Origin of the sequence: Methylobacterium sp. WL116, assembly GCF_008039455.1 — a bacterium.
Classification (GTDB): domain Bacteria; phylum Pseudomonadota; class Alphaproteobacteria; order Rhizobiales; family Beijerinckiaceae; genus Methylobacterium.
Window position 1 is genome coordinate 1 of sequence record NZ_VRUV01000054.1, and the last position, 15,374, is coordinate 15,374.

The following is a 15,374-nucleotide window of genomic DNA, read 5'->3' on the forward strand; positions in this document are numbered from 1 at the left end:
CCCCCCCCCCCCCCCCCTCCCCCCCCCCCACCCGCCACACGCCACAGGCCCCGGCCCCGGGGGCGCGGAGATGGGCACAAGACACAGGATCGGGGCGGGCATCAAGCCAATCGTGCGCGGCGAGCGCCCGCAGGCGGGCTTCCTCGTCGGGTGAGGCGGGGAAGTCGGACACCGTCATGCTCCGGGATCGAGGTCACAGCTCCGCACGGCCGACCGCGTCAGGCGTGTCAGCGGCGCGGTAGGCGCGAGCGAGTTCGGCGAAACGCTCGAACTCGGCGAGTAGGGCTCGGCACCCGGGATGCCCGGATGATAGGAGCTGACTGTCCGCCGGACATACATCGAGCCAATCGAGCTCGGCGCGCAGGGCATCGACGAGGGAACCGAGCGATAGCCCCAGAGCGCGGATCTGCGGTCCTCGCGGGCCGAGATCGGCGCCGTCCGCGAAGGCTTGCGTCAGGGCGGCGCTGAGACGGGCTGCACCCTCGGGGTTCAGCCGCCCGGTGAACGATAGGATCTCGGTCATCGCCGCCTCACGCGGCCCGTACGGTGGCGAGGAAGCGTCCCACCTCGGCCGTCAGGGTCTCGGCTTGGCGCGATAGCTCGGACGCCGCGCCCAGCACCTGGCTGGCTGCCCCCCCCGTTTTCTCTGCCGCGCCTGCCACGCCGGCGATGTTACTTGTGACCTCGCCGGTTCCCATCGCCGCTTGGCTGACGTTGCGCACGATCTCCTGTGTCGCCGCGCCCTGCTGCTCAACGGCGGCCGCAATGGACGTTGTTACACCGCTGATCTCCTGGATCCGGGCGGTAATGCCGCCGATCGCCGTGACAGCCTGACCGGTGGACGCCTGGATGCGTGCGATCTGTCCAGAGATCTCATCGGTCGCCCGCGCCGTCTGCGAAGCCAGTTCCTTGACCTCGGCAGCGACCACCGCGAAGCCTCGTCCCGCTTCACCGGCGCGCGCCGCCTCGATGGTGGCATTCAGCGCCAGAAGGTTGGTCTGTCCGGCGATGGTGGAGATCATGCCGACCACGTCGCCGATGCGCGAGACCGCCGTGCTCAACTCCTGCACCAAAGCGCCGGTTTGATCGGCCTCGGCGACAGCTTGTTGTGCGAGAGCTGCAGAGCCATCGACTTGGCGTCCGATCTCCTGCACCGATGAGCCGAGCTCCTCGGCCGCCGCGGCGACAGTGTTGACGTTGGTGGCGGCCTCCTCGGCGGCAGCGGCCACGGTCGTGGACTGGCTCGCTGTCTCCGTCGCCGTCGCGGTCATAGTCTGGGCTGTCGCCTGCAGCTCGGTGGCCGAGGACGAGACCATGCCGATGATCCCGCCAACAGCGGCTTCGAAGCCATCGGCCATCTGACGCATCCCGGCCTTGCGCTGCTCCTCGGCTGCAAGACGTGCCAGCGCCGTCTCCGCCTCCAATTGGCGGGTGCGGATCAGGTTGTCCTTAAACACCTGCACCGCCGCAGCCATCGCACCGATCTCGTCCCGACGGCTCCGATAAGGCACCTGGGACTCTGCATCGCCGCTGGCGATGACGGTCATTGCCCTTGTCATGGCTTGGATCGGCCGCGACACGCGCAGCAGGCCGAAGGCGGCAGCAGCTATCGCAGTGGCGAGAGCCAGCACAACGGCAACGTAGGCGGCGGTCGTCGCAGCACCAATCTCGGCGGTTGCAGCGTCCGCATCGCGGCGGGCACCACCCTCGTTCAAAGCCACATTGCGCTGGAGGGCTGCACGCGCATCGTTGTACAGGCTGACCGCCTCTGACGCACTCATCAGGGTGAGCGCGGCGGCCTGCCGACCAGCTTCCATCAGGCGGCGCATCTCCGCATCGGTGCGCTCAAAACGGCCCCAAACCATCGCGAAGGCATCGTAGAGCGCGCGTTCCTCGGGTGACGAGACCATCGGTTCGTAGACGCGGCGGGCCGCGGCAAGCTTATCGTGCATGGCCGCCAGTTGGGCCTCATTTTCGGCGAGACGAGCGGGCGTATCGGACAGGCTGAGTAGCCGCAGCTGCTTGATCCGCACCTCCGAGGTGGCTGCGCGGATTTCGTTGGTGGCGATGACGGAGGGCAACCAATTGGTCGTCACCTGCACGACGCTGTGGCGGATGCCAGCGAGCTTCAAGATGGAAAGGGTGCCCTGTGCCGCGCAGATCAAGGCGAGAAGGCCGAAGGCGACGGATAGCGTGGCCTTGAGGGAGAGGTTCGGGCGCATGCAGCCGGGTTCCGATCGTGACGGGCTGGTTGGATCGATGCCACGCTGCCACACGCCTGAGGCAGCACATGGATGTACGACAATCTCGTGCGAGAGCGCGGGATGTATGAACAGGGAAGCCTATCTAGGAGGCCGTTCTTACTGTCAAAATTAGGTTATAAATGATTAATTAAACCTTAATGTTCAGGACAATCGATCGACAATACAAAGCTATCAAAAGATCAAATACTGAAATGGTCCTCAAGGCACGCAAGGCCAATCTTATAAATTGATTGTATCGCGGGTTACTCGTCGGACGTAGGCGCGAAAACGCCGAGGCCCCGCAGGGCGCCAGGTAACAAGTCGTTACTTATCGAGCTGGGCTCGTAGCGCCCGCCACTGCTCCCAGCCGGGCGGCCGACCCGCCGCACGACCTCACGCTCGAATGAGATGAAGGCCTGAATACCGCCCTCGGCATCCCGCAACGGCCGGCAGTCGATCTCGGCCCGGTACTTGGCTCCGTCGCCGCGGTAGTTGGTAACGTAGCCGTGAAACCGCTCGCCTGAGGATAGAGTGCGGTGGAAGGCGTCAAGCGTCTCCCGGCGCGTCTCCTTGCCTTGCATGAAGCGCGGACTCTGCCCGACGATCTCGACCGGGTCCCGGCCGACTAACTGCCCGAACGCGGGATTGGCGTAGAGGATGATCGGGCCCGGACGTTCGATCGCCGCATCCGTGACCACGATGCCGATCGAGATGTCGTGCGCAAACGCCTTGATCCACTCGACGATTGTCATTCAGCTCCAGCGCATGTCCCGCTCGCATACGGTGCCGATCTTCAAGACAGCTACGGCCTCGACGTTCCATAGGACGCCCTTATGCGAGGGGCGTGATCATCGGGAAAACGGTTGGATACCCGACATACGAGTCAATGGGATTAATATCTTTTATGTGCGAGTGATCGTTAAATTTAGTACTGATAGGCAAATACAGAGTCTGCCACGATGCAGATGAGACGTGCGACCGCAATGGGTCGCACGTCTCGTCTGCTTTTCATGCGGAAGCGGCGACCGTGTCAGCCACCTTCGCTTTGCGTGCACCAAGCTCCTCCGGCCGACCGGTGGTCGTATCGGTGACTGTCTGATGTTCCATCTCGGCGTTCAACTCCGCTCCGAGCAGGACGATGGTCGTAGAAATCCAGATCCAGGTCATGAAGCCGATGATGGCTCCGAGGGACCCGTAGGTTTCGTTGTAGTTGCCGAAGCTTGACACATACCATGAGAACAGCGCAGACACGACAATCCAGAGAACACCAGCAACGCCACTTCCCCACGTGACCCAACGCCACTTAGCAGCTTCCCGACTCGGACCGTATCGGTACAAAAGCGCCAGGCTGCCTAGGACAACGAGGAGTAGGATCGGCCATCGTGCCAAGGCGATGACCCACTCCATCGAACCCAAATTCAACAATGCTAGCGCAGCCGGTATCACAACGATACCAACAAGAGCTAGAACCACAAATAAAAGTGCCCCGGCTGTGAAAGTCAGAGATCTCAGGTTTAACCAGAAGAAGTTGCGCTTCTCTTTCTCGTCGTAGACAATGTTTAGTGCATCGAAGATTGCCTTCATGCCGCCGTTGGCGCTCCAGATCGACACGACGATGCCAAAGGCCGCGGTGAAACCGAGGGTGCCACCTCCTTTTGCTGCGATGCGCTTGACCTGCTCGCCGATGATATCGAGGGCACCGCCCGGCATGACGCTTTGAAGAGAGGCCAACTGTTCATTGATGGTCGTAGGGTCGGCCACAAGACCGTAGATCGAGACAAAGGCGCCAATGGCCGGGAACAACGCCAGGATGGCGTAGAATGTGACGCCTGCCGCAACCAGCAGCACACGGTCGTTTCCGAACTCTTGGAACAGGCGCTTGCCAATATCGAGCCAACCTTTGGCCGGGATCTCGGATGGGGTGGACGCCTTACGGCCTCGGTCAACCTCTGTATCTGCGACCTGGGAAGCGGCCGCTCCTTCGTGGGTTCTTGGGCCTTCCTCGGCGCCTAGCTGACTCGATGCGCCTTCTGGGCGCGAACTGAGTCGGCGATGCGGTAGAGCCACCAATCCAAGAAGCGCGGTTCCAAGAAAGAGGGTCCAGACTATTGGGGAGGTCTCAGTCCGTGGCTGCGGGGTCAGCTGTTGGATAGGGTCAGTCATGGGGCACCTCGGGAAGTAGGCTCAAAAAGGGGGGGGCCTCGGGTCGAGGCAGCGTACGCACATCTGCGTCAGTCTTGCGACCCATTCCATGCGCTCAGACAATTTTTCCAACCGCTGTGATCAGAAGCAGGTTGATTGTGGACGATATTAGATCATGAGGGAGCGCCAGATCATCGCAAAGCCAGTGAGGATCATCGCGACCAAGATCAGGCTTGCGGATGGGGGCGTACGCAGGTGCCTTAGCCGTGCGATGAAGATGCCAATGAGAAGGTTTAGAACGACCACCAGGCAGACTTGCTCGATGGTCATGCGAGAATCCTTTCAATACTTTTAACTCGACGCAATGGGTATATGATTGAGAGAAAGAAGTGCTTTAGCTGCAGTGTTTTCGCTAATTCATCGAATTAGCGAGCTGCAATTAAATGCGTTTCTCTGGGTGGTGAGTCAGCGCATTGCCATTATTTGGGCTTAGGCGCCGTACTTGGTCCAGCTAGAACAGGTGCTGACTGGACGGAAAGCTGCTGCCGAATATCCCAAGCTTGACCAGTGTCGCGGCGAGCTCATATCGCCTCGTCCCAGGGCTGTTTTCGACGCTGGCCATTTCTGCGTCGTGGACTGTCATTGTCTCGGTCACCGGGAATTTTTCGATGTCGTAGCTGGAGGCTTCGAGGCAATGGCAGTGCTCGGTACGGCGAACCGATCCGGATCGCGTATGGCTCGGTAGGCAGCCCCTCCAATGGGACCCTTGCCCTTGAGGAGCATCACGGTGCCGAGGCACATCATGAGGACTGGCACCGGGTTGCGGCGGACAGCCTCCAGCGCGCCGTCGTAGAGGACGGCCCCGGTCGCGTCGTGGCGGATGCTGCCGAGCATGTCCTCGACGATGCCGGTGGGGGTGAGGCGCTGCGTAAGACTGTCCAGCGTCCGGCCCAGGCGGCCGCGGCTTGCCTCGATCTCGTGCTCCAGTGCGTCGGCATCACTCATCATGCGTCTGCGTGCTCCTTGATAACGGTGGCGTCCTGCCGAAGCTGGCGGCCTGTCCGAGTCGGCATGAGCCCCTTGAGCGAGAACCGGCTCCTGGCGGTCAGCGCCAGGACGACGCCGAGAACGAGGAAGACGACACCGACGATCAGGGCGGAGAGCGCCTCCGAGCCGACGACAGCGGCGAGCCACTTCATCAAAGCGTCGACCAGGACCAGGAAGCCGACGATTGCGAACACCGCTGCGCCAGCCATCGCCGCGAGGCCGATGACCACGCTTCGCAGGCTGTCGGTTATTTCCTGGCGGAACAGGGCGATCTCGCCCCGGACGACGTCGCCTGCACCCCGGAGCGCTTCGGCGAGCAAACTGGGAATGCCATGGGGAGACGTGGGTGGCGGGACGGCGCTCAAGGGTACCCGCCCCACGCCTGCCTGGGTTCACCGGGGGATTTGCCAGCACCTCCTTCGCCGGACCGGATGACGTGGAAAGCGCCGTACCCGAGCGCCCCGACCACCAGGGCCGTCGCCAACGGGTGGCCTAGTGCGCCCCCCTCGGCGTCGCGGTAAAGCTCACGCCAGCCTCGGCGTATGATACGGTCCGAGAACGCGTCGAGGTTGTCGGCGACGGCGTGGACGAACGGCTTTACCTGTGTTTGTCCATTGAGTTGGCTACCGCCCGAACGCAGCGCGCCGGCGAGCTCGGAGAGGAAGCCTGCAGCCTCGATCTTGTGCCGGTCGGCATAGCCGCTGGCTTGGTCGCGCACGGCATCGGCCAAGCCAGCCGGTGAGCGTGGCGCCTGCATCGGGCCATCGGCGAGGGGCGGACCCGCAAGTCGGGTGGGATCGCTCATGGTGCTGCTCCTGACCTGCGGGACGATGTGGGGACGGGCCTAGCGGCGGCCGTGAACGACCATCGCGAGAAGGTAGCCGAGCGCGCCCGCCATCGCGGCCATCATCAGCGGGGACTCCTTGGCGTAGGTCGTCACCGTATCGGCGCCCTGGCGGTAGGCGCGCTCGGCGTCGGGGAAGGCGTCGCGACCCTGCTTCATGGCACCCTGCGCAAGGTCGGAGGCCTGGTCGGCCACGTCGCGCACCGCGTCCTTGGCCTGCCCGTACAGGTTCTCGACGTTGCCCTTGGCCTCGTTGGCCGCACCCTTGGCCTGGGTCTCGCGGTCTCTGGTCACGTCGCCGACAGCGCCCTGGACCTTGCCGCCGAGTTCCCTAGCGGCGCCGGTGATGCGGTTCTCGTCCATGTTCGTTCTCCTCGGTCGGGGCCGGACGCGCGAGATGCGCGTCCGGGGATTGGGTCGGATCGGTTACTTTTTGGCGCTCTTGCCGTGGGCCTTGGTCGAGCTCTCGTGCGCCTTCTCGGAGTGGCCATGGGCCTCCTTCGAGTGCTTGGCGGCGGCGGTCTCGTCGCCCTTCTCGTGGTGCTCGGCGGCGGTCTTGTGCGACTTGGCAGCGGCCTCGTGGTGCTTGGCAGCCTCAGCGTGCGCGGTCTTGGCCATGGTGGGTTCCTCGGGTGGCACCGTCACGGTGCTCGTTGCGGTCATCTCGACCGGCGCGTCCGGACGGGAGGGATCCCGACCGGCATGCGGAATGTCCTCAGGTGCAACGCCTCAATGGGCGGGCAGCCTGCCGTCGGGGGTGTAGCGGTCCACCGCCGAAGGAAGCTCTGATGAGAGCCAGGAAAGAAGCTCGTTGCGGGAGAAGCCGGCCTGTCTCGAATGAGTATCGAGCTTGTCCAAACTAATCGATAGTTAGTGGTTGGCTTCGGTGCTGCCGACCATCAGAAAGGCAAGCGTTGTCGTCAGGAGCCAAGGACGAACACCTCTGTGCTGATCCAATTGGAACGGCAAAGCTCGTTTTGTCCTGGGTAGGCGCAACAAGAGCTACCAGTGTGCGTGCTCCTGCTCGGTCGGCATCCGGCCTTGCGGGGTGAGCTGGTCGATCACACCTGGCAACAGGTGGGAGAGCTGCGACAGCAGGTCGGAGCTTCCCATGCCCGTCTGCTGTGAGAGCTGCCCCACCGTTTCCGGACCGAGCGCCGCTCCGAGATCGTGCGGTGCGATTGGCTGGTTCTGTCCTTGGCCGATCCACGAGTTGATTGCCCCACCATGGCCGGCCTGGGTAAACTGCTCGACCAGGGCACCGAGACCTCCGGCTCCGCCACCGAGCAGACCCCCAAGGCCACCCCCGAGACCGCCGCCTGCGTTGCCCAGCATGCCGCCGAGGCCGCCGCCTCCAGCCCGTGCGGCCAGAAGGCTCATCAGGACGCCTACAAGGGGACTGGCGCCGGCGCCCTGCTGCTGACTGGCGTTGCCGCCGACCACACTGCCGATGATACTGTCGAGTAGGCCCATGATCTAGACTCCTGAAGCGGCCTTTCGACCAGGTTGATCGGATTAGTCGATGCCGAGGCTGCGCTGGCGCGCGGATCCCGATGATCAGACCGGGTGATTGTAGACACGCACCCGGCGAGCACCGGACGTCCGTGTATCCGGGCTAGCCACGGGAGCGCCGACCGCATCGTTCTCGCGCACGATCGAGCCTGCGGCTGCGTCCGAACCAATCAAGGTCGAAGTATCGCTTTGCGACGCGCCAGCCGTCTTGCTGCTCCAGCCCTCGCTTTCCCAACCCTGCGTACGCGCGTCGAGATCGACAGCGCCATGCTCCTCCAGGATGCGCATGGTTACAGCGGCGTGGGCCTCATCCACCTTCGCGGTCAGTAGCGAACCACCCCGGCGCACGCCTTCAGCGTAGGCATGCGCATCGGTCTCGCTCACGCCGGCGCTGGTCAACGAACCGGTCAAACCACCTGCCGCGGCACCGAGGCCGGCACCGGTCAACGTCGCGACGAGCCAGCCCGCAGCCACGACCGGACCGACGCCCGGGATGGCCATCAGCCCGAGGCCAGCAAGGAGACCGGCACCGCCACCCAGGATCGTGCCAAGCGTTGCACCGGTCCCTGCACCGTTGGCGGCATGGTCCACCGGATCGCTGGTTCCAGTGGTGGTCGTCTCCGTCTTGTTGCCGACGAGACTGATGTCGGAGTGCGGCACACCGGCCGCCTCCAGCTTCGTCACGGCCGCGGCAGCGTCGTCGTAGCGATCGTACAGGGCCGAGAGGGTCTGTGTGGGCATGGAAGCACTCCGAAGGGTTTGAACCGGATGAATCGAACGCGGAAACCGGCTAGCGCACCGCGACGTTGCCTTTGAAGTCGAGGCCGACGCTGGCCGGCTTGCTGCCCATCAGCGCATCGCCGCGCCAGATGCCGTCGCCGTCCTTCTTGAGGTTCTTGACCTCGTGGTAGCCGGCCTGATCGAGACGCCGGCGGGCCTCACCCTCGGTGAAGCTGTTGGCGCCCCGCTCCAGTTTGACGTTCGCTCCCGTCCCACTGGCCCCTATCGTGTTGGCGTGATCCGTGTTCGGCCGTGTCACGGCGTTCTGACCACCGGAGGTCGCACTAGAGACCCCACCTGCTGCCGGCTGCCCGGTGACGGTTGTCTGTGCCGATGCGGGTGCTGCCGCGAGCAGCGGCAAGAGGAGAAGAAGCGAGCGGTTCAGGAACATGGCGGCGCCTGTTTGACGGGTTGCAGTCGAGAACGGGCCGACCCGAACTCGGATCTCGGCATCATGCGCTGCCTGGTACATCAAAGCTCCAGGCAGCGCTTCTCGGATGGATCAGACCGGCTTGCGGGTGCCGGGCGCGGCGTCCGTCGTGGTGGTGCCGGTCGTGCCAGTGCGACTGACGTTGCCGCGCTCGTCCTCGACCTCGACCTCGGTATGGCGCACCTTATCGGTCACGGTCTCGACGCGCTGAGCCGCATCCTTGCGGATGCCGACCTCACCAACGACCCGGGCTTCCTTAGACACCACCGCCTCTTCGCGCATCTCGGTGGCCTCAATGACCTTGTCCTCGAACAGAGCCATGTCGCCCGGCGTCACCGCCCGGTCGACCACACGCCGATCGACGTGCACGGTCTCGTCATGCAAGGTGACGTTCTCGCTTACCGCCTTCTCAACGGCGTAGGAGCGCACCCGCACCCGGCCGCTGTCGACCATGCGCTTGCCGACGTTGAGCCGCTCCTCAACAACCGGGATGTAGTCCGACTCGCCCGTGGTCGTGCCGGCGGCCTTCAGCGCCGCGGCGCCCGTAGCCGTCGTTCCGGTCGCCGTCGTACCCGAGGTCGAGCTAGCTGCCGTTGCTCCACTGGCCGAGTAGCCGCTCCAGCCTTCCTGGCGCCAAGCGCTTTCACGCTGGTCGAGATCAATCGAACCGTTCTGCTCCAGGATGTCGTAGGCTGTGTCGGACTGCGTCGGCTCGACACTCACGGTCAGCAGCGTGCCGCCTCGGCTCAGACCCTCGCTGTAGGCGTAGCGATCCTCCTCGGGCATGAAGAAGTCCTTGAGCGAGCCCCAGAACCCGCCCTCGTCCTTGCGGTAGTCGTAAGAGCCGCTGGTGCGGGCCGTCTGCGCTCCCTGCACCAGCTTAATTGCCGATTGCGGGATGCCGGCGGCGACGAGCTTGGCTTGAGCGGCCTGTGCCTCGGTCGGGCGATCGAAGAGCGCGGTGATCGTCTGCGTCATAATGTTTGCTCCTGAGCTGATAGGGGATTGATCTGCTCGCTGGCGTGGCCTTCCGGATCCACGCGTTCGACCACGGCGTGCTGCTTGCGCAGTGTCACCGGGACCTCGACGTCCTCGCCCGCCGTGGTCCGGCGGACATGCACCTCCTCCTTCAGGACGAGGCGCTTCTCGACGACGAGGATCTCTTCGAGGACGGGGATGATGGTCACACCGTTCTCCTCGCGGACCACCGGGGGCGTCTCGCCCTCGGTCAGGGTCCGGTTGACCGCCACCCGGGTGACGCCGACCATGTCGCTGCGCAGGGTCTCACGCAGGATCTGGTCCGTGGTCTCGGTGCGGGTGGAGACCCGCACCCGTCCGGTCTCCACCGCCCGCTTGTCGATGCGGGCGGTCTCGGCGATCAGCGGGAGCGTTACGCTCTCGCCGACGGCGACCTCCGCCGCCTTCTTGCCTTGTGACCCAAGGAGGCGCGGCTCAATGACGACGGGGTCGCTCACCGTCAGACCCGACGCTGGGTCGTGACGACGGGGGCGGTCCGGGTGAGCACCGGATCGACGGCGGCACCACGGCCGGCGAAGAAGGCCGACAGCGCACCCAGGATCAGCGCCAGGGCACCGTAGAGCGCGCCCTGCGAGCCGACGCGTGCGGCGGTGTCGGCCGCTTGCTTGGCCTGCTCCTTGGTCTGGGCGACGGTGTCGTTGAACTGCTTGGTGTAGTCGGCGACCTGGGTCCGGGCCTGCTCGACCGGGATGTTCTGTGCCTTGGCCAAGGCCTGGGCGGCCTTCTCCTGGGCGTCCTTCTGCTGGGCTGCGTCACCGGTCACTGCAGCGCGCATCGCGCTGACGGCGGCGTTCTTCAGGGCCTCCGGATCGTTGCCGGTGCCGTTGCGGACCTTGCTCTCGATGTTCGAGAACGGGTTGTCCATGCCGGGCAGCGACGGTGCCGCGGCCTGCGCGGCGGTCTTCACCGAGCCGCCGATCAGGTTGCCGGCGCCGCCCAGCGTGCTCGACACTGCGCTCGACGCGCCGCTGACGATGCCGCCGACGGCCGAGGACAGCAGGTAGACGACGACGAGCGTCGAGACCGCCCAGGCGAGCAGCCCGTGGTAAGCGGTGGTGGTGTTGGCGGGCTTGCCCGAGAGGCGCCCGGCGAGCCAGCCGCCGACGGTGGCGGCGAGGATGCCGGAGATCACGAACCAGATCCCGGCGCCCGACGACAGGCTGCCTGCGGTCGGGGTGCCGTTGCCCGCCGGGTCGACGGTCGACAGCCCGATGCCGAGACCGACCATGTTGAGGATGACCTGGGCGACGAGCGCGATCACCGCGCCGGCGATGACCGCGCCCCAGGAGACGGAGTGCAGCGCCATCGTGCGCATGTCCTCGGCCGGGGTGGCGAGGCTGGTGGTCGGTAGGTCGCGGTCGTAGGCCGGACGGGTGGTATCGGGAGCTAACGCCATCGTGGAAACTCTTTCGTCGGGAGTGGTCGGGTCGGTCTTCGGCCGAGAGTCGGCGGAAGCGGGGTATGCCGGCTCAGAGGACCCGGCGGCGGCCCATCAGGGCGTGGTAGAGCCACAGCACCACCACCGCGCCGACGACGGCGACGAGCAGGCTGTAGAGGTTCACCCCGGAGACGCCGGGCTGGCCGAACTGGTTGAACAGGAAGCCGCCGACGACGGCGCCGACGACACCGAGTAGGATATCGACGACGAGCCCCTGGCCGGTGTTGTTGACGATCTTGCTGCCGATGAAGCCGGCGATCAGGCCGAGCACGATCCAGGCGAGGAGGGACATGGTCCAGTTCCACTTCATGCAGTTGGGTCGGGAGGCCTGCCTCTGCAGACGTGCTGACGGTGTGCAGAGGCTGAGTGCAGCCTGCGCGCCTACTCGCCGCCCCAGCATCACCTGTGGGTCGAGCGCTTCGATCTTGCCTTGGGGGTCGACGACGTGTGTGCAGCTTCGATGGCGGCGATCTCAGCGGCAGCTTCCGCCTGGATCGCGTGGTCGCCCTCGATGATGCCGATGGCTTCCTTGATCAGTGCCCGGATATGGTCGGGAGAGAGCACCTTCCGACGCCCGGCCACGCGGATCTCCTCATATCAACCCAGGGGGATGATCTTCCGAGATGCTCGCTTGAGCAGAGCTACCACTGCGTAATAAGGTATTCTACTCGAAGTTCCAACGATTTACATAAAGTACATTTGTACCAAATCGACTTGGTAGTTCCGTCACGGTTTTCCCCCGCTTCAGCGTAGGTGCCGGGTGTTTGGCCCGATCCCACGCTCCTGCGCCCACACCACGACGGCGCTGCGGCGGTTGACCCCGAGCTTGCGATAGAGCGCCGAGACGTGATTGCGCACCGTGTTCGGCGACAGCTTCAGCTCGGCCCCGATCTCCTGATCGGTGGCCCCCTGACAGATCCGCGTCAGCATGTCCTGCTCCCGGATCGTCAGGTTCTCGATCCCGACCGACGGCCGGCCGGAACGGGTCGGGTTGCGCAAGGTCGCCAGCTTGTCGATCACCCCATGGCTGAACCACGACGCGTCAGCCATCACCACCTCGATCGCGGTGATCAGTTCGCGTTCCGAGCGCTTGCGGGCGGTAATGTCCTGCAGGACGCACAGCACGCAGGCCTCGTTGTTGATGATCACCCGCTCGGCCGAGATGAAGCAGTCGATCTTGGCGCCGGCCGCATCCTGCAACACGGCCTCGAAGCCTCGGACACTGCCGAGCCGCTTGAGATCGCGTGAGAACTTGCGCTGCTCGGCACGATCGACCCAGAGCGCAAGGTCCGTGAGCGATTGGCCATCCGCGGCCTCGGGGGCATGCCCGAACGCGGTGACGAAGGCTTGGTTGACGCTGGTAATCTCCAATCCGTCCGCACTCATCAGCGCACCTGGAACCGGCGAGAGATCGAACGCCTTGGCGAAGCGCTCCTCGCTGTGGCGCAGCGACATCTCGGCTTTACGGCGATCCTCCAGGTCGGCGAAGGTAAACAGCATGCACGGCTCGACGCCGCCCGGACCTGGCATCTCGATGGCGTGCCCGGCCACGATCACGTAGCGGCCCTTCCCGCAAGGCGTGGCGAGCTGCGCTTCCATCTGCGGAATCGTGTGGCCCGCGTGCAGGCGATGGATCGCCATCTCGCGTCGCTCGGCCTCGCGCAGCAGATCGATTTCGCAGAAGGTCCGACCGAGCACGTCATCACGATGGTAGCCGGTTAGGTCGAGGAAACCATGGTTGACCCGCACGAAGCGCAGATCGCTGATCCGGCAGATGATCGCCGGGGCCGGGTTGGCGTTGAACATGCGTTCGAACCGGGCTTCGGCCTGGTAGCGTTCGCTCACATCCTGCATCACCAAGGCAAGGCCGCTCGGCGTGCCATCCGCATCCGTGGTCACCAAGCTACGGATACGGTGCATCCATTTGTGTGACGGATCCCGGGTTGGGACCAGCTCAACCACGACGTCGCGGAACACCTCGCCGGCAAGCACCCGATCGAGGGGATGCTGCAGCGGCCCGATCTCCCGGTGATTGCGGTAGTGCAGCGTGAAGTTCGCACGGTACTCCGACACGGTGGCGCCGAGATCGCTCGCGTCCGCAACGCCATGCATCATCACGGCGGCGGCATTCGCGTAGGCGATGGTCTGATCCGGCTCGATCAGGATCACACCTTCGGACAGGCCGGCCACGATCTGCCGCATCTGCATGTGGCCGGCCTCATCGATCATCGGCGTATCTCCTCACCGAACACCAACGTTCGAATACGCGAAAATACGTTATGCAAAAAGTCAGTGTCAGGAAAACAGTTCGATTCCTGACATAGCAGCGGATAGGACATATGTCTGAGTTCAGTGGTGACATCTTGCAGCCCACGCTCCAGGGCATGAAGACCATCGTGCGCCTCAGCGAGCCGGTGACGCACGCGTCTGGTAGTTATTCTCTAGGGAGAGACACTCCCGGGTCACCGATGCGGTTCCTACGGGTTGGAATGAAAAACCTGAGGGCCGGGTGGAATTGTTCCGGTTGTTGGTCGCACCCGCGGCCAGGGTATCAAGCGATGAGCAATGTTCCGGAATGGAAGAGACGATCAAAACCTTCACCGTGTGGCTCGCCGTCGGCACGGAGGCCGCAGCGGCCCTGATCATCGGGTTTGCGACGCTGGAGGCTACTGTCTTCGCCCTCCTACTGTTTTTGCCTGCTTCGTTGCGTCGTTCGGATGATGATGGACCGCAGGCAGCCAAGGAACAGGTGCGGCTGAGGCTCGGTCGCTGGCTTGCCGTGGCGCTGGAGTTCGAGCTTGGCGCCGACATCCTGCGCACGGCCGTAGCACCGACCTGGTCCGAGATCGGCCAACTCGCGGCCATCGCGGCGATCCGAACGCTGCTGAACTACTTCCTGCAGCAGGAGATCGACAAGGCCGAGGAGCGGTCGCACCAAGCGCCTGGATCAAGTTCGCCGATGGCAGATCAGCCATGAGATCGCACGGAGACTTGAGCGGTGCCTCTCATCGACCAGTGGATACGTGCTCTTGCCGCGCTAATCGAATTTGGCGGTAGCCTTCTCGTCGTGTTCGGTTGCGTTCGCGGCGCACTGGAACTCGTGCGAGCGCGCGGTAGCCATCATGGTATCGTTGCGGCGCGCCTCGCCGTCGCCGATGGCATCGTGGCTGCGCTTGGATTCAAGACAGCGGCTACTGACCGGCCCCCACGAGGTGGTCCAAGGGTAAAGTTAGTGCACGGTGGGCCGCTCCGCCACGGGTAGCTTGGCCGGCGGAGCTGGTCTGGCAAGCGCAGCCGGCCAAGCGGAGAAGGCTGGCATGAACACCTCCGGTGCCGGCGGCCGGTATCCCAGCGATGCATGTGGGCGCACGCCGTTGTAGTGACGTCGCCAGCTTTCGATGACGACCTGCGCTTCCCTGAGTGTGTAGAAAATCTCGCCGTTCAGGAGTTCGTCGCGAAGCCGCGCGTTGAAGCTTTCGACGTAGCCGTTCTCCCACGGTGAGCCTGGCGTAATGTAGGCCGTCTTTGCTCCGACGCCGGTGATCCAAGCTTGGAGGGCCTTCGCAACGAACTCCGGGCCGTTATCCGAACGGATATGGCCAGGTACGCCACGCACGATGAACAAGTCCGAGAGCACGTCGATGACGTCAATCGCTTTCAGCTTGCGGGCGACCCGGATCGCCAGGCATTCATGGGTGAACTCATCGACCACATTGAGCATCCGGATCTTGCGTCCATCATGCGTGCGGGCCTCGACGAAGTCGTACGACCACACGTGATTGCGGTGTTCCGGGCGAAGACGGACGCAGGAGCCGTCGTTGTCCCAGATCCGGCCCCGCTTGGGCTGTCTGGCTGGGACCTTCAGACCCTCACGCCGCCAAATGCGCTCGACGCGCTTGT

The 15,374-nt window shown here is 64.3% G+C and carries 22 protein-coding genes; 1 reads left to right on the plus strand and 21 read right to left on the minus strand.

The window, feature by feature from the left end; translation table 11 throughout:
* Positions 1 to 193 precede the first annotated feature (193 nt).
* The 20 genes from FV223_RS07120 to FV223_RS07205 form a co-directional block, all read right to left on the minus strand.
* A complete protein-coding gene (locus FV223_RS07120) occupies positions 194 to 523 on the minus strand; it encodes a hypothetical protein (RefSeq protein ID WP_147726147.1) in 330 nt (109 codons plus the stop codon).
* Between the two features lie 7 nt (positions 524 to 530).
* The gene (locus tag FV223_RS07125; RefSeq protein WP_147726148.1) at positions 531 to 2,222 is read right to left on the minus strand and encodes a methyl-accepting chemotaxis protein; all 1,692 of its coding nucleotides are present in this window, start codon (positions 2,220 to 2,222) and stop codon (positions 531 to 533) included.
* 284 nt (positions 2,223 to 2,506) lie between these two features.
* The gene (locus FV223_RS07130; protein ID WP_147726149.1) at positions 2,507 to 2,995 is read right to left on the minus strand and encodes a PAS domain-containing protein; all 489 of its coding nucleotides are present in this window, start codon (positions 2,993 to 2,995) and stop codon (positions 2,507 to 2,509) included.
* Positions 2,996 to 3,251: 256 nt separating this feature from the next.
* Positions 3,252 to 4,406, minus strand: a complete 1,155-nt coding sequence (locus tag FV223_RS07135) for a YihY/virulence factor BrkB family protein (RefSeq protein WP_147726150.1) — start codon at positions 4,404 to 4,406, stop codon at positions 3,252 to 3,254.
* 147 nt (positions 4,407 to 4,553) lie between these two features.
* Positions 4,554 to 4,715: a hypothetical protein gene (locus FV223_RS30170; RefSeq protein WP_187276083.1), complete on the minus strand. Its 162-nt coding sequence runs from the start codon at positions 4,713 to 4,715 to the stop codon at positions 4,554 to 4,556.
* Between the two features lie 321 nt (positions 4,716 to 5,036).
* The gene (locus FV223_RS07140) at positions 5,037 to 5,393 is read right to left on the minus strand and encodes a DUF3618 domain-containing protein (protein ID WP_147726151.1); all 357 of its coding nucleotides are present in this window, start codon (positions 5,391 to 5,393) and stop codon (positions 5,037 to 5,039) included.
* Entirely contained in the window at positions 5,390 to 5,752 is a 363-nt protein-coding gene (locus FV223_RS07145; protein ID WP_246689627.1) for a phage holin family protein, read from the minus strand. The genes FV223_RS07140 and FV223_RS07145 overlap by 4 nt, the downstream gene beginning before the upstream one ends.
* 41 nt (positions 5,753 to 5,793) lie before the next feature.
* The gene (locus tag FV223_RS07150; protein WP_147726152.1) at positions 5,794 to 6,237 is read right to left on the minus strand and encodes a hypothetical protein; all 444 of its coding nucleotides are present in this window, start codon (positions 6,235 to 6,237) and stop codon (positions 5,794 to 5,796) included.
* Positions 6,238 to 6,276: 39 nt separating this feature from the next.
* Positions 6,277 to 6,639: a CsbD family protein gene (locus tag FV223_RS07155; RefSeq protein ID WP_147726153.1), complete on the minus strand. Its 363-nt coding sequence runs from the start codon at positions 6,637 to 6,639 to the stop codon at positions 6,277 to 6,279.
* 63 nt (positions 6,640 to 6,702) lie between these two features.
* Positions 6,703 to 6,894, minus strand: a complete 192-nt coding sequence (locus tag FV223_RS07160; RefSeq protein WP_147726154.1) for a hypothetical protein — start codon at positions 6,892 to 6,894, stop codon at positions 6,703 to 6,705.
* Between the two features lie 111 nt (positions 6,895 to 7,005).
* Complete coding sequence (locus FV223_RS31620) at positions 7,006 to 7,134, minus strand: YidB family protein (protein ID WP_348642518.1); 129 nt, start codon at positions 7,132 to 7,134, stop codon at positions 7,006 to 7,008.
* 144 nt (positions 7,135 to 7,278) lie between these two features.
* Positions 7,279 to 7,749: a YidB family protein gene (locus FV223_RS07165; protein WP_147726155.1), complete on the minus strand. Its 471-nt coding sequence runs from the start codon at positions 7,747 to 7,749 to the stop codon at positions 7,279 to 7,281.
* Positions 7,750 to 7,833: 84 nt separating this feature from the next.
* Entirely contained in the window at positions 7,834 to 8,529 is a 696-nt protein-coding gene (locus tag FV223_RS07170; protein ID WP_246686664.1) for a hypothetical protein, read from the minus strand.
* 49 nt (positions 8,530 to 8,578) lie between these two features.
* Positions 8,579 to 9,040, minus strand: a complete 462-nt coding sequence (locus tag FV223_RS07175) for a hypothetical protein (RefSeq protein ID WP_246689628.1) — start codon at positions 9,038 to 9,040, stop codon at positions 8,579 to 8,581.
* A 30-nt stretch (positions 9,041 to 9,070) separates the two neighbouring features.
* The gene (locus FV223_RS07180) at positions 9,071 to 9,976 is read right to left on the minus strand and encodes a YsnF/AvaK domain-containing protein (RefSeq protein WP_147726156.1); all 906 of its coding nucleotides are present in this window, start codon (positions 9,974 to 9,976) and stop codon (positions 9,071 to 9,073) included.
* Entirely contained in the window at positions 9,973 to 10,473 is a 501-nt protein-coding gene (locus FV223_RS07185) for a YsnF/AvaK domain-containing protein (protein ID WP_147726157.1), read from the minus strand. Before FV223_RS07185 ends, FV223_RS07180 begins: the two co-directional genes overlap by 4 nt.
* Before the next feature lie 2 nt (positions 10,474 to 10,475).
* Positions 10,476 to 11,432, minus strand: a complete 957-nt coding sequence (locus FV223_RS07190; protein ID WP_147726158.1) for a PhnA-like protein — start codon at positions 11,430 to 11,432, stop codon at positions 10,476 to 10,478.
* A 73-nt stretch (positions 11,433 to 11,505) separates the two neighbouring features.
* Positions 11,506 to 11,766 (minus strand): GlsB/YeaQ/YmgE family stress response membrane protein, encoded by a 261-nt coding sequence (locus FV223_RS07195; RefSeq protein ID WP_092045733.1) that lies wholly within the window; start codon positions 11,764 to 11,766, stop codon positions 11,506 to 11,508.
* 107 nt (positions 11,767 to 11,873) lie between these two features.
* Positions 11,874 to 12,056 carry a hypothetical protein gene (locus tag FV223_RS07200; protein ID WP_147726159.1) on the minus strand — a complete coding sequence of 61 codons (183 nt, stop codon included), beginning with the start codon at positions 12,054 to 12,056 and terminating at the stop codon, positions 11,874 to 11,876.
* A gap of 162 nt (positions 12,057 to 12,218) precedes the next feature.
* A complete protein-coding gene (locus tag FV223_RS07205; protein WP_187276085.1) occupies positions 12,219 to 13,703 on the minus strand; it encodes a helix-turn-helix transcriptional regulator in 1,485 nt (494 codons plus the stop codon).
* 346 nt (positions 13,704 to 14,049) lie between these two features.
* Here FV223_RS07205 and FV223_RS07210 point away from each other — a divergent pair, with 346 nt between their 5' ends.
* Complete coding sequence (locus FV223_RS07210) at positions 14,050 to 14,451, plus strand: DUF1622 domain-containing protein (protein ID WP_147726160.1); 402 nt, start codon at positions 14,050 to 14,052, stop codon at positions 14,449 to 14,451.
* 252 nt (positions 14,452 to 14,703) lie between these two features.
* On the opposite strand, the gene FV223_RS07215 is transcribed toward FV223_RS07210, so the two are convergent.
* On the minus strand, positions 14,704 to 15,374 hold a 671-nt coding region (locus tag FV223_RS07215), incomplete at its 5' end, for an IS3 family transposase (RefSeq protein WP_147726161.1).

Excerpts from the sequence above, each read along its gene's own strand:
- FV223_RS07120 (WP_147726147.1), bottom strand. The coding sequence starts at position 523 with ATGACCGAGATCCTATCGTTCACCGGGCGGCTGAACCCCGAGGGTGCA.
- FV223_RS07125 (WP_147726148.1), bottom strand. The coding sequence starts at position 2,222 with ATGCGCCCGAACCTCTCCCTCAAGGCCACGCTATCCGTCGCCTTCGGC.
- FV223_RS07130 (WP_147726149.1), bottom strand. The coding sequence starts at position 2,995 with ATGACAATCGTCGAGTGGATCAAGGCGTTTGCGCACGACATCTCGATC.
- FV223_RS07135 (WP_147726150.1), bottom strand. The coding sequence starts at position 4,406 with ATGACTGACCCTATCCAACAGCTGACCCCGCAGCCACGGACTGAGACC.
- FV223_RS30170 (WP_187276083.1), bottom strand. The coding sequence starts at position 4,715 with ATGACCATCGAGCAAGTCTGCCTGGTGGTCGTTCTAAACCTTCTCATT.
- FV223_RS07140 (WP_147726151.1), bottom strand. The coding sequence starts at position 5,393 with ATGATGAGTGATGCCGACGCACTGGAGCACGAGATCGAGGCAAGCCGC.
- FV223_RS07150 (WP_147726152.1), bottom strand. The coding sequence starts at position 6,237 with ATGAGCGATCCCACCCGACTTGCGGGTCCGCCCCTCGCCGATGGCCCG.
- FV223_RS07155 (WP_147726153.1), bottom strand. The coding sequence starts at position 6,639 with ATGGACGAGAACCGCATCACCGGCGCCGCTAGGGAACTCGGCGGCAAG.
- FV223_RS07160 (WP_147726154.1), bottom strand. The coding sequence starts at position 6,894 with ATGGCCAAGACCGCGCACGCTGAGGCTGCCAAGCACCACGAGGCCGCT.
- FV223_RS07165 (WP_147726155.1), bottom strand. The coding sequence starts at position 7,749 with ATGGGCCTACTCGACAGTATCATCGGCAGTGTGGTCGGCGGCAACGCC.
- FV223_RS07170 (WP_246686664.1), bottom strand. The coding sequence starts at position 8,529 with ATGCCCACACAGACCCTCTCGGCCCTGTACGATCGCTACGACGACGCT.
- FV223_RS07175 (WP_246689628.1), bottom strand. The coding sequence starts at position 9,040 with ATGTACCAGGCAGCGCATGATGCCGAGATCCGAGTTCGGGTCGGCCCG.
- FV223_RS07180 (WP_147726156.1), bottom strand. The coding sequence starts at position 9,976 with ATGACGCAGACGATCACCGCGCTCTTCGATCGCCCGACCGAGGCACAG.
- FV223_RS07190 (WP_147726158.1), bottom strand. The coding sequence starts at position 11,432 with ATGGCGTTAGCTCCCGATACCACCCGTCCGGCCTACGACCGCGACCTA.
- FV223_RS07195 (WP_092045733.1), bottom strand. The coding sequence starts at position 11,766 with ATGTCCCTCCTCGCCTGGATCGTGCTCGGCCTGATCGCCGGCTTCATC.
- FV223_RS07205 (WP_187276085.1), bottom strand. The coding sequence starts at position 13,703 with ATGATCGATGAGGCCGGCCACATGCAGATGCGGCAGATCGTGGCCGGC.
- FV223_RS07210 (WP_147726160.1), top strand. The coding sequence starts at position 14,050 with ATGGAAGAGACGATCAAAACCTTCACCGTGTGGCTCGCCGTCGGCACG.